Origin of the sequence: Holdemania massiliensis (assembly GCF_022440805.1) — a bacterium.
In the GTDB taxonomy this organism is placed as follows: domain Bacteria; phylum Bacillota_I; class Bacilli_A; order Erysipelotrichales; family Erysipelotrichaceae; genus Holdemania; species Holdemania massiliensis_A.
Genome location: NZ_JAKNTK010000001.1, coordinates 101,504 through 117,657, shown reverse-complemented (window position 1 = coordinate 117,657; position 16,154 = coordinate 101,504). Strand labels below are relative to the sequence as shown.

Below are 16,154 nucleotides of genomic sequence, written 5' to 3'. Positions count from 1 at the left end.
TTTTAGCCTTACAAACTTCCGTCACGGATAACCGGTTTTTTCTCGTGAGCCTGGATCATTTCCTCAACTAATTGTGCCCGCAAGTCATCCTTGATCTTCTGATAACGAGGATCTGCGACACAGTTGTGCAGCTGAGCTGGATCGGCTTTCAGATCATATAAGAAATCGTCTTCATAGAGATCACTGTCCATAACCTCTCCGCCATGCACGCCCGGCGCATACACACTGTAAAGATAATCCGCAGTGCGGATGCAGCGGCCCACACGGCTTTCCGAGATCTGGGCAAAAATTCGGTTTGGCCGGTTCTGAATTTTACCATCAACCACTGTTTGCAGATTTTCGCCAATCATTTGATCTCTAACGTCGATGCCCGCCATGGCTAAAATTGTTTTCGGCAGCGAAGCGGTGCTGACCAGTTCGCTGATTCGTTTGCCTCCTTCAAATCCTGGCCCGCAGATCACTAACGGCACATGCAGACAGGCGTCATGACAGGAACGCTTGTAATCATCATAGCCGTTTAAATGGGCATCCCGATTGCGGGTCATAAAATGGGATCCGTGATCGGAAGCGAAGATCAGGATCGTATTCTCCCATACGCCCATGGCTTTCAGCTTGTCCACTACACGGCCTAAGTTATCATCCAAAGAGCGGCAACAGCCCAAATAATCTGGATACATCTCGGCCGCATTCCCCGGCAGAGCCTGTAAATCCGCAGGCAACACAAAATCCTGGAACCGGGTCTTAGAACCTGCCGGCCCCTCATAACAATGCCGATCATTCTGATGATGCGGCTCAATGTGCGAGATCGTTAAAAAGAACGGTTTGTCTTTTTGAACTTGATCTAAAAATTCCAGCCCAAAATCGGTAATGCAGTCCACGCGGTAACCTTTGAATTCCCGCTTCTGCATGTGTTCGTCAAAGACATAGCCATCATAGCCATGGGATGTAAATTCCAAAACGTCAGCTGCTCTCCAGAAACCCCGATAGCCACCCCGCAGTTCAGGCGGAACCGCGGTTATCGTATAGTCGATATCCGGTTTCTTTTCCAGTTCTCCTGTACTGGCCAAATGCCACTTTCCAACATATCCGGTTTCGTAGCCAGCCTCCGTCAGGTAATCTCCCAGGGTTTTAACCCCTTCTGGCAAAGCGATGCTGTTGCGGAAACAGCCGGTTTGCGTAGGATATAATCCTGTCTGAAATAAAGCCCGGCAGGGCCCGCAGACAGGCTGTGCAGTATAAGCTTGTTCAAAGAGTACGCCGGATTCGGCCAGCTGATCCAAAACCGGGGAAATCGGAAGCGGCTGGCCATAACAGCCCAAGGTATCCCAGCGCTGCTGATCGGTAAAATAAAATACGATATTCGGCTTCATGTTCTTCCTCTTTTCTATTCTAATAAAAACTACGCTTCACTGTTTCCTGCGGACGCAGTTCGGTCTTGCGGATAAACGCAGCCTTCTTCCGCATCGCGGCCGCCCCTTTCTCCAACAGCTCAGGATCCCGCGTCAAAGCGAAAACCGTCGAGCCGCTGCCCGACATCAAAGCTCCGTCAAAACCCATTGCCAACAGATCTTTTTTAATGGCCGCAATCTGCGGAACAAGCTTAAAGGCGCTTTGTTCCAGCGTATTGCCCAGCGATTGAATCACTCCGTCATAATCATTATTCATCAAAGCCTGACGCATTTTCCGACAATCGGGATGCTGCGCACTGCTGAAATCCAGTGTTTCAAAAGCAACTTTAGTTGATACGCCTTTATAGGGTTTCACTAATAACAGATAGAACGGTGTATGCACGCGGAAATGTTCAAGATTCTCACCGATACCCGTGACAAAAGCCGGACGGCTTCGCAGGCAAAACGGCACGTCCGCCCCGACCTTCTTGGCGATTTCCACCATCTTGTCATTATCCATCCCTAAGCGCAGCATCTTATTCAGCGCCCGAATCGCCGCCGCGCCATCGGTGCTGCCCCCGGCCATGCCGGCCTGAGTCGGAATGTGCTTCTGCAGGGTGATTTCAAAGTTTTCCTTGAATCCATATTCCTCCCGAAGCAGCTCAATCGCCTTGATGATCGTATTGCGGCGGTCTAACGGCAGATAAGGGACATTGCTTTGCAGGCGCAGTTCATCACAGAACTCAAAATTCAGCGTGTCGTATAAATTGACCGGAGCCATGATCATTTCCAGTTCATGATACCCATCTTCTCGCCGGCATACGACGTCCAGACACAGATTAATTTTCGCGTAAGCTCTTTGTTTCATAGGTCACCTCATACAGATCGAGAAACTGATCCAACGTCATCGTTTCCGCGCGCAGCGAAGGCTCCAATCCGGCTTCGTTCAGCAGCCGCATCGCTTCCTCCTTGTCCTGCAGATATTCGCGGAAATTGTTGTAGAGCGTCTTGCGGCGCTGCTTGAAACATCCTTTAACCAGCGCAAAAAACAAGGCTTCATCGCCGGCGATGCGGTCCGGCTGCTTTTTGGTAAACTGCACGACGGCGGAATCCACCGCTGGGCGGGGATTAAAGATCGTCTTGGGAATCTTCATCACCGTCTGCACCTGATACTGATACTGCACAATCACGCTCAGGGCGTTGTAGTCCTTGGTGGAAACCGAAGCAGTGAAGCGATCCGCTACTTCTTTCTGCATCATAACCGTAATCACCGGAATATCAGCTTTGCTTTCAAAGATTTTAAATAAGATCGGAGTCGTAATATAATACGGCAGATTAGCGCACACCAGAACCTGATCCCAGGTTGTTTTCAGCTGGCTGACGGTTGCGTTTAAATCGGCTTCCAGAAAGTCCTGATGAACAACCGTGACATTGGGACAGGCAGACAGGGTATCGGCCAGTACATCAATTAACCGATCATCAATCTCAAACGCCAGCACCTGACCGGCGACATGCGCCAGCTGTTCAGTTAAAGCGCCGATTCCCGGGCCAATCTCGATCACCGCGCTGTGCTCATCCGCTTTGGATAAGCGCGCAATCTTTTCCACAATACCTGGTTCAATAATGAAGTTCTGTCCGAAGTTCTTCTTTGCGTACAGATCATATTTTTCCAAAATTTCATTCGTGCGCGCCATCGTGGCAATCGGTTTATTCATCGGTATCCCGCCCTTCTTCCAACATGGCTTTCGTCACTTTCAGCATATTCAGACGTTTCCATAACGTTTTGGCATTCGCTTCACCAACATGCCAGCGGATTCCGACTTCACGCCGTTTTTCAGCGCTGTTGGGCAAGCCGGTCAGACCCAGCTCAACAAATTCCTGCCAGCTCAGCGTAGATTCATCCTTAGTTTGATAGGTCAGGCAATGTTCCAAAGCAGCCAGAATCTCTTCTTTTCCGGCATGTTCCACACCAACCTTGCGCTTGCCGCGGACAATTTCCCAGGCTTTCCCCGAAGGCAAAAAGGCATTCTTACATCCTGGTACAGCTTCATTGATCCGCTGACGGATCTGATCTCCCGGTGTATCCGGATCGGTAAAGATAATCACGCCGCGGGTTGTGGCCCATTGCCGGATCTGATCCAGCGTGCTGTCTGTCAAACCTGTACCGCTGGTTTCCAACGTATCCACATCCAGCCATCGTTTTAAATTCGCCGTGTCTTTTTTACCTTCCACGACGATGATTTCTTTGATCTTCATGTTCGTTCCTCATTCCGCTTTTATTTTATCATAAGTGGCAGATAAGCGCCAAACACTATCACAGCGGACTTTCAGATTCCAACAAACTAGAAAAAAGCTAACTTTAAAAGTCAAGACCGGACTTGGAAATTTCCCGTTTCCTTTCCATGAATCGATCTTTACCCGCTCAGTTAGCTATAGATCTGAATTAGAATTCAGATAACCAGAAAGATACCCCTTCATCTTCCCTGTTTTAGATGCATCATTGATTTCGGTCCTTTTGTTTCACGGCTTACGCTTCAGCCAGAATCACCTGAGGCAGTTCACCGATCTGCTTCAGCATCTTTCTTTACGGAAGACATCTGAACTTTCTTATACTGCGTCGGCGATACTCCGGTTAACCGTGTAAATACCTGAAAGAAATATTTATAATCACTGAAACCTACCTGTTCTGCAATTTCATAAATCTTCTCACTGCCCCACAAAATCCGCAGACATGCCTGGGCAATGCGGTAACGATTCAGATAGCGATGCAGCGTCCAGCCGGTTTCCCGACGGAACAGGCGGTTGAGATAATCCGCAGACACCCCCAGTGTTTCCGCCAGTATTTCATCGGTAACCCGTTGGGCATAATGCACGCCAATCCATTCCGCCGCGCTTTGAACATAGGCCGAACAGCCTGCGGGAATCTCCATCAGCACCTGAATGGATTCTGGAATCATCGGATTGGATTGTTCCCGCTTCTTCCGCACCCGCTCGGTCAGCTTGATCAGCACCGCCTCCAATTCTTTGCGGTTAAATGGTTTTAACAAGTATTCCGCCACCTGCAGAGATATCGCTTCCTGAGCATAGCTGAATTCACCATAGCCGGTCAAAATCACCGCCTCATACTGTTCCGTTTCCTTCGATTGGCGAAGCATTTCCAAGCCGTCCATCACCGGCATCTTCAAGTCGGTAAATACAATATCAGGATGCAGCTGACGGATCAGGGCCAGCCCTTCCTTGCCATTGCGGGCTTCACCGCAGATCTGACAACCCAGCCGAGAAAAATCCAGCGACTGCCGAAATCCCTGGCGCAGAATCGCTTCATCTTCCACAATTAGAATCCGAATCATCAGCCTGTTCCTCCCATTGCTTTCATTGTCAGGGTGATTGTCGTTCCTTCATGAAGGACGCTTTCCACCTGCACCCCGCATCCCTCGCCAAAATGCAGTAGGATTCGTTTATGACTGTTCATAATCCCGATATGCCGGTAGTCTTCCCGCATGGTTTTCAGATCGCTGCGGATCTGATTGAGCTGAACTTGATCCATGCCTTCGCCATTATCCTGTACGATGACCTGCAGTATCTCGCCTTCCTGACGAATCTTAATCTGCAGCCGGAACTCCCGATCCTGCACAAATCCATGCGCCAGGCTGTTTTCCACCATCGGCTGAATGACCATCTTGGGTATCCGCAGACCGGAATGCTTGGGGGCTTCGATCTGATAACGAAAGGTTTCACCCAAACGGATCTTCTGCAGCTGCAGATAATCCTCGATATAAGCCAGATCCTGATCAAGATCAACCAGGGATTCCTCAGAAGCATCCAGTGAATAACGCAGCAGCTTGGATAAGCGGACAATCATGTCTTCCGCTTTATCTTGATCCAGCACAATCATATATTTAATGGTATCCAGCGTATTAAAGATAAAATGCGGATTAAACTGCGACTGCAGCTGACGGATCTGAGCGATTCGGGTTTGTTTCTGCAGCTCCCCGTTCTGATCGATCAGCTGCTTGACTTCATCCAAAATACGATTGTACTGTTGGGCAATCGGACGCATTTCATTTTCTTCTTCCGGAAGATATTCTAGCCGGCCGCTTTGAGCATAGCTCTGTAAGGACAAAAATAAATTATCCACATTTTTCAGACTGCTGCGGGCAGTCATGCGGCTGATTTTATCGATAAAATACGCGCAGAACAGAAAGATCAGAAACCCGATGACCAATTCCGCGGCCATCATAGAAATCACAATATCCAGTGAGTGAACTGTCCACACAGATAAACCCAATACCGAAAGCGGGGTTTTCTGAATCAGCATGATTTCACCGTTAATCCGGCTGAGCTGCCCCACGATCGGCTGATCCTCCAGCCTTTCATAAACCGCAAACATCGGATCGGTACTGACCAGTAACCGACCGCTGGCATTGAGCAGCATCGAATGAACACCGCCCTGCTGAAGCAGAGCTTTCAGACTGCCTTCGGTAAAATGAAAGGACAAGGTACCCAGACCTTCCTCTCCCATCCGGCAGGACAGTGTGAACAGGATCGGATCTGTAAACAGTCCTGTCATCGTGCTGGTGCTGCCGACAATTTCTGAACTGCGGCTGACCTCCGCCCGAATGGAGGGAAGCAGGCGGTTGGCGCTGGACGGCGGCATCTGCACCGCACTGTACTGTTCATTTTCCAGCTGGAAATACGCAAATACGGATTGTTCATTGCGGAATTGATAAAGTCGTTCATACGCTTCGATGGAATGTTCGCCGCTTGTCAGAAATGAGATCAGTTTGGGATCTGACTGCAGCTGCTTCATGCCTTCAATGTATTCCTTTAACGGGACGCTGACTGCCTGACTGGCCAGATACGCTTCATGATTGACCTGCTGCCAAAGCAGAAAAACCAAAAGAAAGGGCGTGATGACGATCAGCGCCATTCCTAACAAAGCCACCGGGATCAGCGTCGATCTGACGAGCTTTTCCTGAATGACCTTATGATAAGGAAACTGCGTTTCTTCCATAATCATCAGTCCTTTCTTTCTGTATTTCTTATTATAACAGAACTTTATAATTCAATTTCACGCTTGCCTGTGATTTTGAAAAACAGCAGCAGCACGACAATCGTCGTCAGAATCAGGATGCTTGACAAAGCCGAGGCGACGCCGTAGTTTCCATCCATGACCTGAAAATAGATCGCGATGGAAAGTGTCTGCGTTGATGTAACCCACAACATCACAGAAGCGCTCAGCTCGCTGATGATCGACAGCCAGCTCATGATCGCTCCGGACAAAATCCCGGAAGCCATCATCGGCAGCGTCACAGCGAAGAAGGTTTTCACAGGATTGGCTCCCAGACTCTGCGATGCCTCTTCGACACCCAAGTCAATCTGCCGAAGAATGGCCGAGCTGCTTCGGATTGTATAAGGCAAGCGCCGGATGACATAGGCCATGATTATGATCAGCGCCGTTCCGCTGAGCAGCAGCGGTTTTTTATTGAACGCCAAGATCAGGGATATGCCCAGAACGGATCCCGGAATAATATAAGGAAACATCGAAATCACGTCCAGAACATTGGTAAGCTTGTTTTTCCTGCGGACGGAAGTGTAGGCAATGATCACACCGATGATCACAACAAGCAGAATCGCCGCAAAGGAATAGAGATAGGTGTTGGTAATGGCTCGCCCCATCGTGCTGAATGCTTTTTTATAATTGTTCAATGAATAGCCCGGCAGATAAATCGTTCCCTTGGTGTTGCGGAAGGAGTTGTGCAGCACAACCAGCGTCGGCAGCATCGCCAGGAAGACGCAGAGATAGACATAGAAGTGGCAAAGAATATTTTTAAACCCTTTTTCTGCCCGCGGTTCAATCGGATGCATGCCGGTCATTTCGATCTGCTTGCGGTTGGAAACATACCGTTGGACTAAGAAAATCACCGTTGTAAACAGGACGACAATCACACTGATTGTGGCTGCCAGGCGCTTATCGGCCGACAGATCACCGACAAACGAATCGTAGATCAGCGTTGGCAAGGTACGGTAGCCTTCTCCGATCAGCTTTGGTGTGCCAAAATCGGCCATGATCCGCATGAAGACCAAAAGACCGGAAGCCAGGATTGTCGGCAGCACCAACGGAATGACGATGTCTTTGATTTTCCGCCAGCCGACAGCGCCCAGGCTTTCTGCCGCTTCACTCAGCGAGCTGTCCATACTTTTTAAGGCTCCGGAAACATACAGATACACTAACGGAATCAATTTAATTGTAAAGACAAGCAGGATTCCCGCGAATCCGTAAATTCCCTGATAGGTAATATGAAATACCTGATTGATTATTTTGGTCAGAACGCCCTGCCGTCCCAGCAGAGTGATCCAGGAATAAGCGCCGATAAACGGCGGAGACACGACAGAGATGATCAGCAGGATATCCAGCGTGCTCTTAAATTTAATTTTCACGGTTCGTGTCACATAGGCCAGAGCGGTTCCGGCAACACAGGTAAACACCGTAGCCAGCACCGTTACCTTCAGGCTGTTGATGATTGTATTGGTGTAATATTTCTTGGAAAAGAATTTAATAAAATAACTGAAATCAAAGGTGTTGGTCGCTGCATCGTAGACACTGCTGATGAGAATACGGGTAATCGGATAGATAAAGAAGACGGCAAAGTAAAGGAAACACAGCAGCGACACCAGCGTCCAGCCGTCCAGCTTCCAGCGTTTGCGGCTCATCTTATTTTTCCTCCATCAGCGACAGCTCGGTCTGGGCGTCAAAGGCATTGGCCCGGGTATGATCAAAAGCCAGGTGCACGACCTCGCCATTTTGGGCAAACCGGCGTTTGATGTCATGCGAAACTTCAACTGTCTGGCCATTATCCAAATTTACAGTATATCGGATTTCCGCTCCCAGATAGATTGTTTCCACGATCGTTCCGACAATACCCTGATCGGCAAAATCAATTTCATTAGGCCGGATGACAACCTTCACTGGTGTTCCAACTGGAACGCTGCTCTGCAGCCGCGGCATGACCTGCAGACTGCCGTCAAAGAACTTTAACGCTTTCTTTCCCTCGCATTCGACCACCTCAGCATCAAACAAATTGCTTTGGCCGATAAACGTCGCTACAAACAGGTTTCGTGGATGGGAATAGATCGTCATCGGTTTGCCGATCTGCTGAATCACGCCATGATTCATGACCGCGATCCGATCTGACATGGACAGCGCCTCTTCCTGATCATGGGTAACGTAAAGTGTCGTAATCTTAAACTGGTTCTGAATGCGCTTGATTGCCAGCCGCATTTCTACCCGCAGCTTGGCATCCAGATTGGACAGCGGTTCATCCATCAACAGGACATCCGGCTGAATGACAATCGCCCGGGCCAGAGCGATCCGCTGCTGCTGCCCGCCGGACATGTTGGCCGGCATTCGATCCTTTAGTTCCTGAATCTGCATGACGTTCAGAATTTCATCCACGCGCCGGCTGAATTCCGGTTCTTTAACCTGCCGCTGTTTAAGGCCATAGCCGACATTCTTGCCCGCAGACATGTGCGGAAAAACCGCATAGTTTTGAAACACCATTCCAATGTTGCGTTTATAAGGCTGCAGGTCATTAATCCGTTTCTCGTTAAAATAAAACTCTCCGCCTTCAATGCTGTTAAAGCCGGCGATCATTCTGAGCAAGGTTGTCTTACCGCAGCCGCTGGATCCCAGCAGAGTAAAGAATTCCCCTTCTTCAATGTGCAGCGACAAATCCGGAATGATGGTTTTATCTCCAAATCGCTTCACGGCATGCTGAATATCAATGGATACGCTCATCGTAGCCCCTCCTGTTCACTAATTTTGCATGTTTATGATTACTGCTGAGAAGAACAAAGGGATATGTTTATCTATCCCTTTGTTGGATGATTGGATTATTCAAAGATTTCCAAATACATATCCTCGTACAGATCCAAAATCTTCTCTTTGTTCTCAGCCTGCCATTCTGTCGTCCGCGGAATGACGTTCAGATCTTTGATGCCCAGCTTATAATCAGCAACCTTGGCTCCCGGCAGAATTGGATTTGCACCCAGGCAGTCCATCCCATAAACCGACTGGCCTTCCGGTGAAGCAAACCAGTCGATGAATTTCTTTGCCCCTTCCGGATTCGGACCGTTTTTGATCAGACTGACGCTGCTGGTTCCCGGAATGACGCCTTCATCCATATAAACGACCTTCAAGTTGTCAATCCCTTCAGCCATATAGGCCTGCGCCGGTGTGTCCCAGGTCATGCCTACCGCATATTCGCCAGACAGAACGCCTTCATATGTAACACTGGAGCTGTCGACAATCTTGCCGTCCAGATTTTCATAGAATGCCCGAACGAAATCCCAAGCTTCTTTCGACGCTGCTTTTTCATCATTGGTCGTCCCGGTTCCCATGGCTAAAAGCATGTTTTCCAGGTGATTATAAGCGCTTGAACTGCTGGCCGCATTTCCCATTGCGATCTTGCCTTTTAATTCTGGGTTTAACAGATCGGCGTAGCCGTGAATTTCAAAATCTACAAGGTTGGTATTGTAAATGATAACCGGAGCGTTGTATCCAATTTGAGTGGTAAAGCCGGAGGTATTGCGGAAGGTTTCATCATATTGATCATCGTAGGCAGAAGTATAGGCTTCAAAATAGGATGTATCCAACAAGACGGTGCTGGTTGGAATCCAGGCGACATCGGCTTTCGGATTCTCGGCTTCGGCCTGAATGCGGGAATAGACTTCGCCCGAAGAACCGCGAATCACTTCAACCTTGATGCCGGTCGCTTCTTCGAAAGCTGGAATCATGACATCCAGATTATCCTGGGCAGTCGGCGTATAAATTGTGATGGTTCCTGAATCGGCATGGTCGTCCGGCGCGTTGGTTTCCGGTGTTTTTTCTGCTGGTGAACCGCAGCCCGCTAAGACTAAGAGCATGCCCAACAGAAGCGTAGTTAATTTCTTCATTTCATTCCCTCCTCGGTTTTCTGACTTTATTGTATGTGAAATGTAAGCGCTTTACTATGCGAAAAATCAGCTATTTTATCCTAAAATACCGACATTTTACTGAACTTTCTTTGTTTTTGACAGCGCTCCTCTACGATCAAATGCATCCTTTTGTCTTTTGTCCCATTCGCAGGCTTGTCCTTCTTACCGAAAAAAGATCTTCTTTGCTTGACCGTTTTCACATTTAAAAAGGACATTCCGGGAAAAGCCGCAGGTCCTTTCCTTTGATATAATGGAAACAGTTTAGGAGGACTCAATCATGCACGCATGGGAAGCAATACAAACCGCTGTTGATGAAATTGAAGCACATCTGTTTGAAGAAATGAAGACACAGGACCTGGCCGATCAGGTATCCTTATCCTCGTTTTATTTTCAAAAATTATTTAAACGCTTAGTCGGCAAATCACCGCAGGAATATATTCAGCTTCGCCGACTGGCAAAAGCCGCCGAAGCTCTGAAACAGCAGGACTGCAGAATCGTGGATCTGGCGCTGGAGTATGGATTTTCCAGCCACGCCCATTTCACCCGGGCTTTTAAGGAGGCGTATGGACTGACACCTTCTGCTTATCGACAAAATCAACCTCGGCTGAATACGTTGATCAAACCCGAGATTGCTTTAGCTTATCAGCATCTCGATGAAGATGTTCCTTTACTTCTGGATGATTTTCTGATGGAAATCAAACGGAAGACCTTCAACTCCGCAAAAACCTTTATTGGCGTTGAAGCCGAGGTATCCATCGCTGGGCAGATACCGATGGGTGAGAGTACCGGAATAGATATGCCGGGAGAGCTTTGGACTTCTTTTCATCACGAAAAAGCAAAATTGTCCGATTATATTAGCCCTGATTATGAACTAGGAATGTCTTATCAGGCCGATCCGCAGAAAGGAACCTTCACTTATTTCGCAGGTGCACCGCTGATTACCGCGTGTCCGAAACTTTCCAATTTTACAACAGTCACTCTGCCGAAAGGAGAATATATCGTGTGTAAGCTCGAAGCCGAAACCTTTGAAATGCTGGTAACTGATATCCTGGATAAAGCTGGAAAATATTTGTTTGGTACCTGGTTACCTGCACATCAGCTCCACGTCGATCCCTTCTCCGCTGAAAAATATAGTTTAATCAAAGACCATGGATATCAGATGGAAATTTGGATAAAAATTCAGGGTGAATAAATCCTGTTCAAAACAAAACACGATCAAAAAGAACAATACCTCAGTTCTTTCTTTGTATTATTCTTTATATCGTTCTTTTTAATAGAGTAGAGGGAAAGTTTTAACTTTCGCCCCTCTCATTGAACCGTACGTACGGGTCTCGTATACGGCTCTACATTTATATCGAATCACAAACTCTTAAGATAGTATTCTAGGGGATTGACTAAACCTGGTCTGTCCCCTTTCTTTATGCCTAAAACTTTTGGTGATAATGTAAAGTTTACGATATTCATCCCACTTCTTTTATACCACCCTAATCTCGTGTTAGCACACTTATAGATATCTTCTTCGCTAAACTTACATTTGCTCACTATATTTAGCTTCATTAGATTTCTATATATCGTCTTTGGTTTCTTCCATTGCTTGATGATGATACATCGTACCTTATGGCGTAGCCATTGCCCAAATTCATCAAGAAACATTTTAATGCTACCTATCTTAAAATAGTTTATCCAACCTCTTACAGTTTGATTTACTTTCGCAAATGTAACTGCCAGCGGTCTTGATATGGCATGTTTTCTCTTCATCAATGTTTTAATCTTAGAATACAGTCGTTTCTTTCTATCTTTCGTAGGTACGCATTTCCAATCTTGTCCATTCTTATAAAAGGTAAATCCTAGGAATTGCCCTTTCGTTGGGCGGACGACTTTTGTCTTTGTTGCACTCACTTTCAAGAATAGTTTTCTCTCTAGCCATGATGTCACTGACTTCATTACACGGTTCGCACTCATTTCGCTTTTGACGAAGATCATACAGTCATCGGCGTATCTTACAAATTTAAGGTTTCTAGACTCTAGCTCTTTATCCAATTTATCTAAATAGATATTTGATAAAATAACGCTAATTGGTCCTCCTTGAGGTGTGCCAACCGTAGTACTTTTGACGAGTCCATCCTCTAACACACCTGCTCTTAGATAGGCTCTTATCAAATGTAATGTTGTTGCGTCATTGACATTCTCTCTTAAGATTGAAATTAATTTGTCATGATTTACGGTATCAAAGAATTTTTCAATATCCAAATCAACTATCCATTCGTATTCATCATTTAAGTTATTTAACACTTCTTCCATTGCCATATGTGCACTTCGCCTTGGTCGAAATCCAAAACTATGTTCACTGAATATAGGCTCATAGATTTTTGTGAGTTCTTGTAGAATAGCTTGTTGGATAACTCGGTCAACAACGGTTGGTATTCCTAATGGTCTTTGTTTTCCATTTGGTTTTGGAATATAGACTCTTTTCACTGGCATGGGTCGATATTGCTTGTTCATTATCAAGGAAACAATTTCTTCTTGATATTGTCCAAACCCTTGTTCGACTTCTTGCACTGTCATCTTATCCATTCCAGGTGCTCCCTTGTTTTGTTTGACCTTTTTGATTGCCTTTTGCAAATTCTCTTCACTTAAAATCTTTTCCATTAATTTCATTTGCTGCTCCTCCTTCTACTTGTAAATCGATTTGGAAACATCCCCACTACTTTCACCATCTGTGCTTACGATTCACAGTTCTAGGCTATCCTCATTTTCGGACTATCCAAACATTGCTTATAGCGATTCGCACTCTATAAACGTTTCAGTCCTTCGGTATTTCTACCTACTATGACTTCATCTGACTTCTTGCGATAAACCTTTTTCGACCATGGGTACCATCACTGATTTTAAAGTTTATTGGACTTCCTTGTTCGCAAGATCTCCCAGGGTAAGACATATATCTTTCTCTTCACAACCTCTTGATTTACTGTCTTGGTTTTACGTTTACCTTTTGGACTTTGGTTTGTACTGCAACCTTATCCACCATTTAGCCTCATCAAGTTTCTTTTCGTAAGCTCGAAAGATTCGCTACACCACTTCCTTCACCCATGGTATCACTACCAACGGCTTGTGGTTCACTACACTTGGCGGCAACTACCCGTGACTGGACTTTCACCAGTTAGATATATGTCATGCCTGGCACACAGCGAAAAAAGCTTCCGCAACAATCCTCGGAAACTTTTTATCTCCTCTCTGTTCTATGGTTAAAGCCCGCCTTGGCAAGCCTGCTTCCGCAGCCAGAGGCCGATAAGAACGAAGCTCACCAGCAGCAGGCAGCCCCAGAATAACCCCGTTTGCAAAAACGGAATTTTACCGGCAGAGGCTCCGGCTGAACAAAGGCACACAATCAAGTAGCCTATAAAATAGGATGCAGTTCTTGAGTTTTGATGATATCCTGAACCCCAGGTCAGACTATAAGCCACAAAGCTGATCGTAGCACAGATCGAAATCAGAGCAGCACTGAATGTGAAGGGCAGGCCAGCACTGGCAGTGGGTAAGATCAGCTGAATTCCCAGAGAAATGAGATTCACTCCCCATAAACCCGCCAGCGTTAAGCTTTGGACAAGCAGCTGGCAGCCTAGGCGTGTAAGACGGGAAACGGGAATCAGATTGACAGCGTACATCCCGCTTTGAAATTTCTTTGTCAAATGCCAGCTGACCACGAAATCTGTGATAAAAAAGATCAGATACACATAGCTTCCCGACAGAAGCACCAGACTTCCAAAAGTTGCCACAAGCATCACAGCTCGTCCTAACTGTGTCATTGAAACACTTTCACTATGCAGATCGATTTCCGCCAGATCCAGCACCCCACGGATGGATTCCGGGAACCAGGAGAACTCCTTCTCCGACTGAGAATCCGCTTTCTGCTTGGAAACCAATTCAAATCGGGTTAATCCGAAGTACATACCGATAATCATCAAAGCAAGCAGAACTTCCGCCCAAAACAACGTTTGATCCGCAATTTCCTGAGCTGCCATGATCGCAATCAGCGTCATGGCCAAAAACAAAATTCCAGTTCTCCACGTGTTGAGAACTTGCTTTTCTTTTTCCCACCGTAAAACGATGAAGCTGTATAAAAGCCAATAGAGAGCACAAGTTAATAAAATAATCCCCATCATTTCAGGCTTACGGGCCATGATCAACAAGCCGCACCCGCCGAAGATCCCAAACCAATTAAAAGCAACATCAAGGATTAAGATCTTTTTCCGATCTCGTCCGCTCATCGGCAAACTTTCCAGCATCAAGCCAAAATTGCCTTCCGTTTCCTTACGCCAGTCCAGCATGCTGCCAGTCAGGACGATTGTGCCGAATAACAGCGCCATCATCCCAAACGTGACGAAGGGCAGCGATAAAAGCAGCGCGATCAAGACAATGCCCAAAAGTCCGCTATTGCAGCTAAGCCAATACCCCCAGGCCATGCGCAGGATTTCAGAAGTCTTCATAAGTCAAATCCTGAGCTAACATGATTTCTTCCAGAGTTAAGGGGGTAAATTCCACCGGAAGATGCCGTAACTGACTCGCACGGGTACACACGCCTTCCCAGCCCGTCTCCGTCGCTTTCGGCTTGAGTACGAATTCCTTCATGGCTTTGGGCATTTTTCCTTCACACCGGAAATGCTGAATATCTTCTAATAACGTTTCTTTCGATAAAGAAAACTTCACCCGGCCATTTTCCAAACAGGTAACATAATCCGCAATCTTATCTAAATCTGCTGTATTGTGAGTGGAAAACAACAAGGAATGATCTTCCTGCTGCATAAACTCATACAACAAATTCAGCACTTCCCGTCGGGATACCGGATCAAGATTAGCCGTCGGTTCATCCAGGATCATCAGCTTCGGATGATGGGCAAGGGCGAAAATGATCGAAAGCTTCGCTTTCATTCCCGCTGAAAATTCCCCAAACGGTTTGCTTAACGGCAGCTTAAATTGTTTGATTAAGGATCGAAACAAAGATTCATCAAACTGGTCATAAAACGGCCCGATCCGGCGTATCAGTTTCATCGCATGATAAGCGTTAGGAAAAATGAAGCGGTCGCTGACCAGACCGATCTGATTTTTGATCAGCCGCTGCTGCTTATCCATCCGCATCCCCAACAGCTCACAATGTTCTGCATGAGCGGGCGTACAGTCCAGCAAAGCATCAATCAAGGTTGTTTTGCCTGCGCCGTTGCGGCCGATCAAGCCCATCACATAACCGCTTGGCAAGTAAAACTGATCCACAGCCAATTCAAAATTTGGATATTGTACCTGCAGATTTTCAGCTTTGATCGCATATTCACTCATTGTTTATTCCTCTTTTCCAGAAATCACAGTAAGACAGGCCTGATTAAATAATTCCTGAATCTGTTCAACCGTCATTCCCAGCTTTAAACCTTTATCCAAAGTCGTCTGAAACTCCTGCTTCAGCTGACTTCCGGCCTGCTGGTAAAGGTCGGACAGATCCATCGGACAGACAAAACACCCCTTACCCTGACGGGTTTCGATCAATCCTGCCTGTTCCAGGTCGTCATACGCCCGTTTGACCGTGATGATTGCCACCTGCAGCTGTTTCGCCAGCTGCCGGATCGAAGGCAGCTGTTCCTGAGGGTGCAGCTGTCCCTGACAGATTGCCGATCGAATCGCGTTTTCGATCTGCAGATAATTCGGATCATGGGAACTGGGATCCAGAAGTATGCGCATAACTCTTCCTCCACTGTTATTATATGATAGACACAGTTAAAGCGCAAGTCCAAAAAAAAGACA

General features: G+C 46.8%; 14 protein-coding genes. 1 reads left to right on the top strand and 13 read right to left on the bottom strand.

Annotation, left to right across the window (positions count from 1 at the left end; all coding sequences use genetic code 11):
• Positions 1–8: 8 nt before the first annotated feature.
• The 9 genes from MCG46_RS00550 to MCG46_RS00510 form a co-directional block, all read right to left on the bottom strand.
• Complete coding sequence (locus tag MCG46_RS00550) at positions 9–1,370, bottom strand: sulfatase-like hydrolase/transferase (protein ID WP_240276633.1); 1,362 nt, start codon at positions 1,368–1,370, stop codon at positions 9–11.
• A gap of 19 nt (positions 1,371–1,389) precedes the next feature.
• Positions 1,390–2,256: a 4-(cytidine 5'-diphospho)-2-C-methyl-D-erythritol kinase gene (locus tag MCG46_RS00545; RefSeq protein WP_154239890.1), complete on the bottom strand. Its 867-nt coding sequence runs from the start codon at positions 2,254–2,256 to the stop codon at positions 1,390–1,392.
• Positions 2,228–3,103: a 16S rRNA (adenine(1518)-N(6)/adenine(1519)-N(6))-dimethyltransferase RsmA gene (gene rsmA / locus MCG46_RS00540; protein ID WP_240276632.1), complete on the bottom strand. Its 876-nt coding sequence runs from the start codon at positions 3,101–3,103 to the stop codon at positions 2,228–2,230. Before rsmA ends, MCG46_RS00545 begins: the two co-directional genes overlap by 29 nt.
• Positions 3,096–3,644 (bottom strand): ribonuclease M5, encoded by a 549-nt coding sequence (rnmV, locus tag MCG46_RS00535; RefSeq protein ID WP_240276630.1) that lies wholly within the window; start codon positions 3,642–3,644, stop codon positions 3,096–3,098. The genes rsmA and rnmV overlap by 8 nt, the downstream gene beginning before the upstream one ends.
• Positions 3,645–3,946: 302 nt before the next feature.
• Positions 3,947–4,738: a response regulator transcription factor gene (locus MCG46_RS00530; RefSeq protein ID WP_240276628.1), complete on the bottom strand. Its 792-nt coding sequence runs from the start codon at positions 4,736–4,738 to the stop codon at positions 3,947–3,949.
• Positions 4,738–6,408 carry a sensor histidine kinase gene (locus MCG46_RS00525; protein ID WP_240276626.1) on the bottom strand — a complete coding sequence of 557 codons (1,671 nt, stop codon included), beginning with the start codon at positions 6,406–6,408 and terminating at the stop codon, positions 4,738–4,740. Before MCG46_RS00525 ends, MCG46_RS00530 begins: the two co-directional genes overlap by 1 nt.
• 38 nt (positions 6,409–6,446) lie before the next feature.
• Positions 6,447–8,102, bottom strand: coding sequence for an ABC transporter permease (locus MCG46_RS00520; protein ID WP_240276624.1), 1,656 nt, complete (start codon positions 8,100–8,102; stop codon positions 6,447–6,449).
• 1 nt (position 8,103) lies between these two features.
• On the bottom strand, positions 8,104–9,186 hold the full coding sequence (locus tag MCG46_RS00515) for an ABC transporter ATP-binding protein (protein ID WP_240276622.1): 1,083 nt from the start codon (positions 9,184–9,186) through the stop codon (positions 8,104–8,106).
• Positions 9,187–9,281: 95 nt separating this feature from the next.
• Complete coding sequence (locus MCG46_RS00510) at positions 9,282–10,343, bottom strand: extracellular solute-binding protein (RefSeq protein ID WP_240276620.1); 1,062 nt, start codon at positions 10,341–10,343, stop codon at positions 9,282–9,284.
• Positions 10,344–10,641: 298 nt separating this feature from the next.
• Between MCG46_RS00510 and MCG46_RS00505 the strand changes: the two genes are divergently transcribed.
• Positions 10,642–11,556, top strand: coding sequence for an AraC family transcriptional regulator (locus MCG46_RS00505; protein ID WP_240276619.1), 915 nt, complete (start codon positions 10,642–10,644; stop codon positions 11,554–11,556).
• 167 nt (positions 11,557–11,723) lie between these two features.
• On the opposite strand, the gene ltrA is transcribed toward MCG46_RS00505, so the two are convergent.
• The 4 genes from ltrA to MCG46_RS00485 form a co-directional block, all read right to left on the bottom strand.
• The gene (ltrA, locus tag MCG46_RS00500) at positions 11,724–13,022 is read right to left on the bottom strand and encodes a group II intron reverse transcriptase/maturase (protein ID WP_240276617.1); all 1,299 of its coding nucleotides are present in this window, start codon (positions 13,020–13,022) and stop codon (positions 11,724–11,726) included.
• A 587-nt stretch (positions 13,023–13,609) separates the two neighbouring features.
• Positions 13,610–14,851 carry a hypothetical protein gene (locus tag MCG46_RS00495; protein ID WP_240276615.1) on the bottom strand — a complete coding sequence of 414 codons (1,242 nt, stop codon included), beginning with the start codon at positions 14,849–14,851 and terminating at the stop codon, positions 13,610–13,612.
• On the bottom strand, positions 14,838–15,695 hold the full coding sequence (locus MCG46_RS00490) for an ATP-binding cassette domain-containing protein (protein ID WP_240276613.1): 858 nt from the start codon (positions 15,693–15,695) through the stop codon (positions 14,838–14,840). The genes MCG46_RS00495 and MCG46_RS00490 overlap by 14 nt, the downstream gene beginning before the upstream one ends.
• Positions 15,696–15,698: 3 nt before the next feature.
• On the bottom strand, positions 15,699–16,091 hold the full coding sequence (locus MCG46_RS00485) for a GntR family transcriptional regulator (protein ID WP_240276611.1): 393 nt from the start codon (positions 16,089–16,091) through the stop codon (positions 15,699–15,701).
• Between the last annotated feature and the right edge of the window lie 63 nt (positions 16,092–16,154).

What these genes read in the sequence shown, in the direction of transcription:
- MCG46_RS00510 (WP_240276620.1), bottom strand. Translation starts at nt 10,343, where the DNA reads ATGAAGAAATTAACTACGCTTCTGTTGGGCATGCTCTTAGTCTTAGCG.
- MCG46_RS00495 (WP_240276615.1), bottom strand. Translation starts at nt 14,851, where the DNA reads ATGAAGACTTCTGAAATCCTGCGCATGGCCTGGGGGTATTGGCTTAGC.
- ltrA (WP_240276617.1), bottom strand. Translation starts at nt 13,022, where the DNA reads ATGAAATTAATGGAAAAGATTTTAAGTGAAGAGAATTTGCAAAAGGCA.
- MCG46_RS00490 (WP_240276613.1), bottom strand. Translation starts at nt 15,695, where the DNA reads ATGAGTGAATATGCGATCAAAGCTGAAAATCTGCAGGTACAATATCCA.
- MCG46_RS00485 (WP_240276611.1), bottom strand. Translation starts at nt 16,091, where the DNA reads ATGCGCATACTTCTGGATCCCAGTTCCCATGATCCGAATTATCTGCAG.
- rnmV (WP_240276630.1), bottom strand. Translation starts at nt 3,644, where the DNA reads ATGAAGATCAAAGAAATCATCGTCGTGGAAGGTAAAAAAGACACGGCG.
- MCG46_RS00505 (WP_240276619.1), top strand. Translation starts at nt 10,642, where the DNA reads ATGCACGCATGGGAAGCAATACAAACCGCTGTTGATGAAATTGAAGCA.
- MCG46_RS00545 (WP_154239890.1), bottom strand. Translation starts at nt 2,256, where the DNA reads ATGAAACAAAGAGCTTACGCGAAAATTAATCTGTGTCTGGACGTCGTA.
- MCG46_RS00515 (WP_240276622.1), bottom strand. Translation starts at nt 9,186, where the DNA reads ATGAGCGTATCCATTGATATTCAGCATGCCGTGAAGCGATTTGGAGAT.
- rsmA (WP_240276632.1), bottom strand. Translation starts at nt 3,103, where the DNA reads ATGAATAAACCGATTGCCACGATGGCGCGCACGAATGAAATTTTGGAA.
- MCG46_RS00520 (WP_240276624.1), bottom strand. Translation starts at nt 8,102, where the DNA reads ATGAGCCGCAAACGCTGGAAGCTGGACGGCTGGACGCTGGTGTCGCTG.
- MCG46_RS00525 (WP_240276626.1), bottom strand. Translation starts at nt 6,408, where the DNA reads ATGATTATGGAAGAAACGCAGTTTCCTTATCATAAGGTCATTCAGGAA.
- MCG46_RS00550 (WP_240276633.1), bottom strand. Translation starts at nt 1,370, where the DNA reads ATGAAGCCGAATATCGTATTTTATTTTACCGATCAGCAGCGCTGGGAT.
- MCG46_RS00530 (WP_240276628.1), bottom strand. Translation starts at nt 4,738, where the DNA reads ATGATTCGGATTCTAATTGTGGAAGATGAAGCGATTCTGCGCCAGGGA.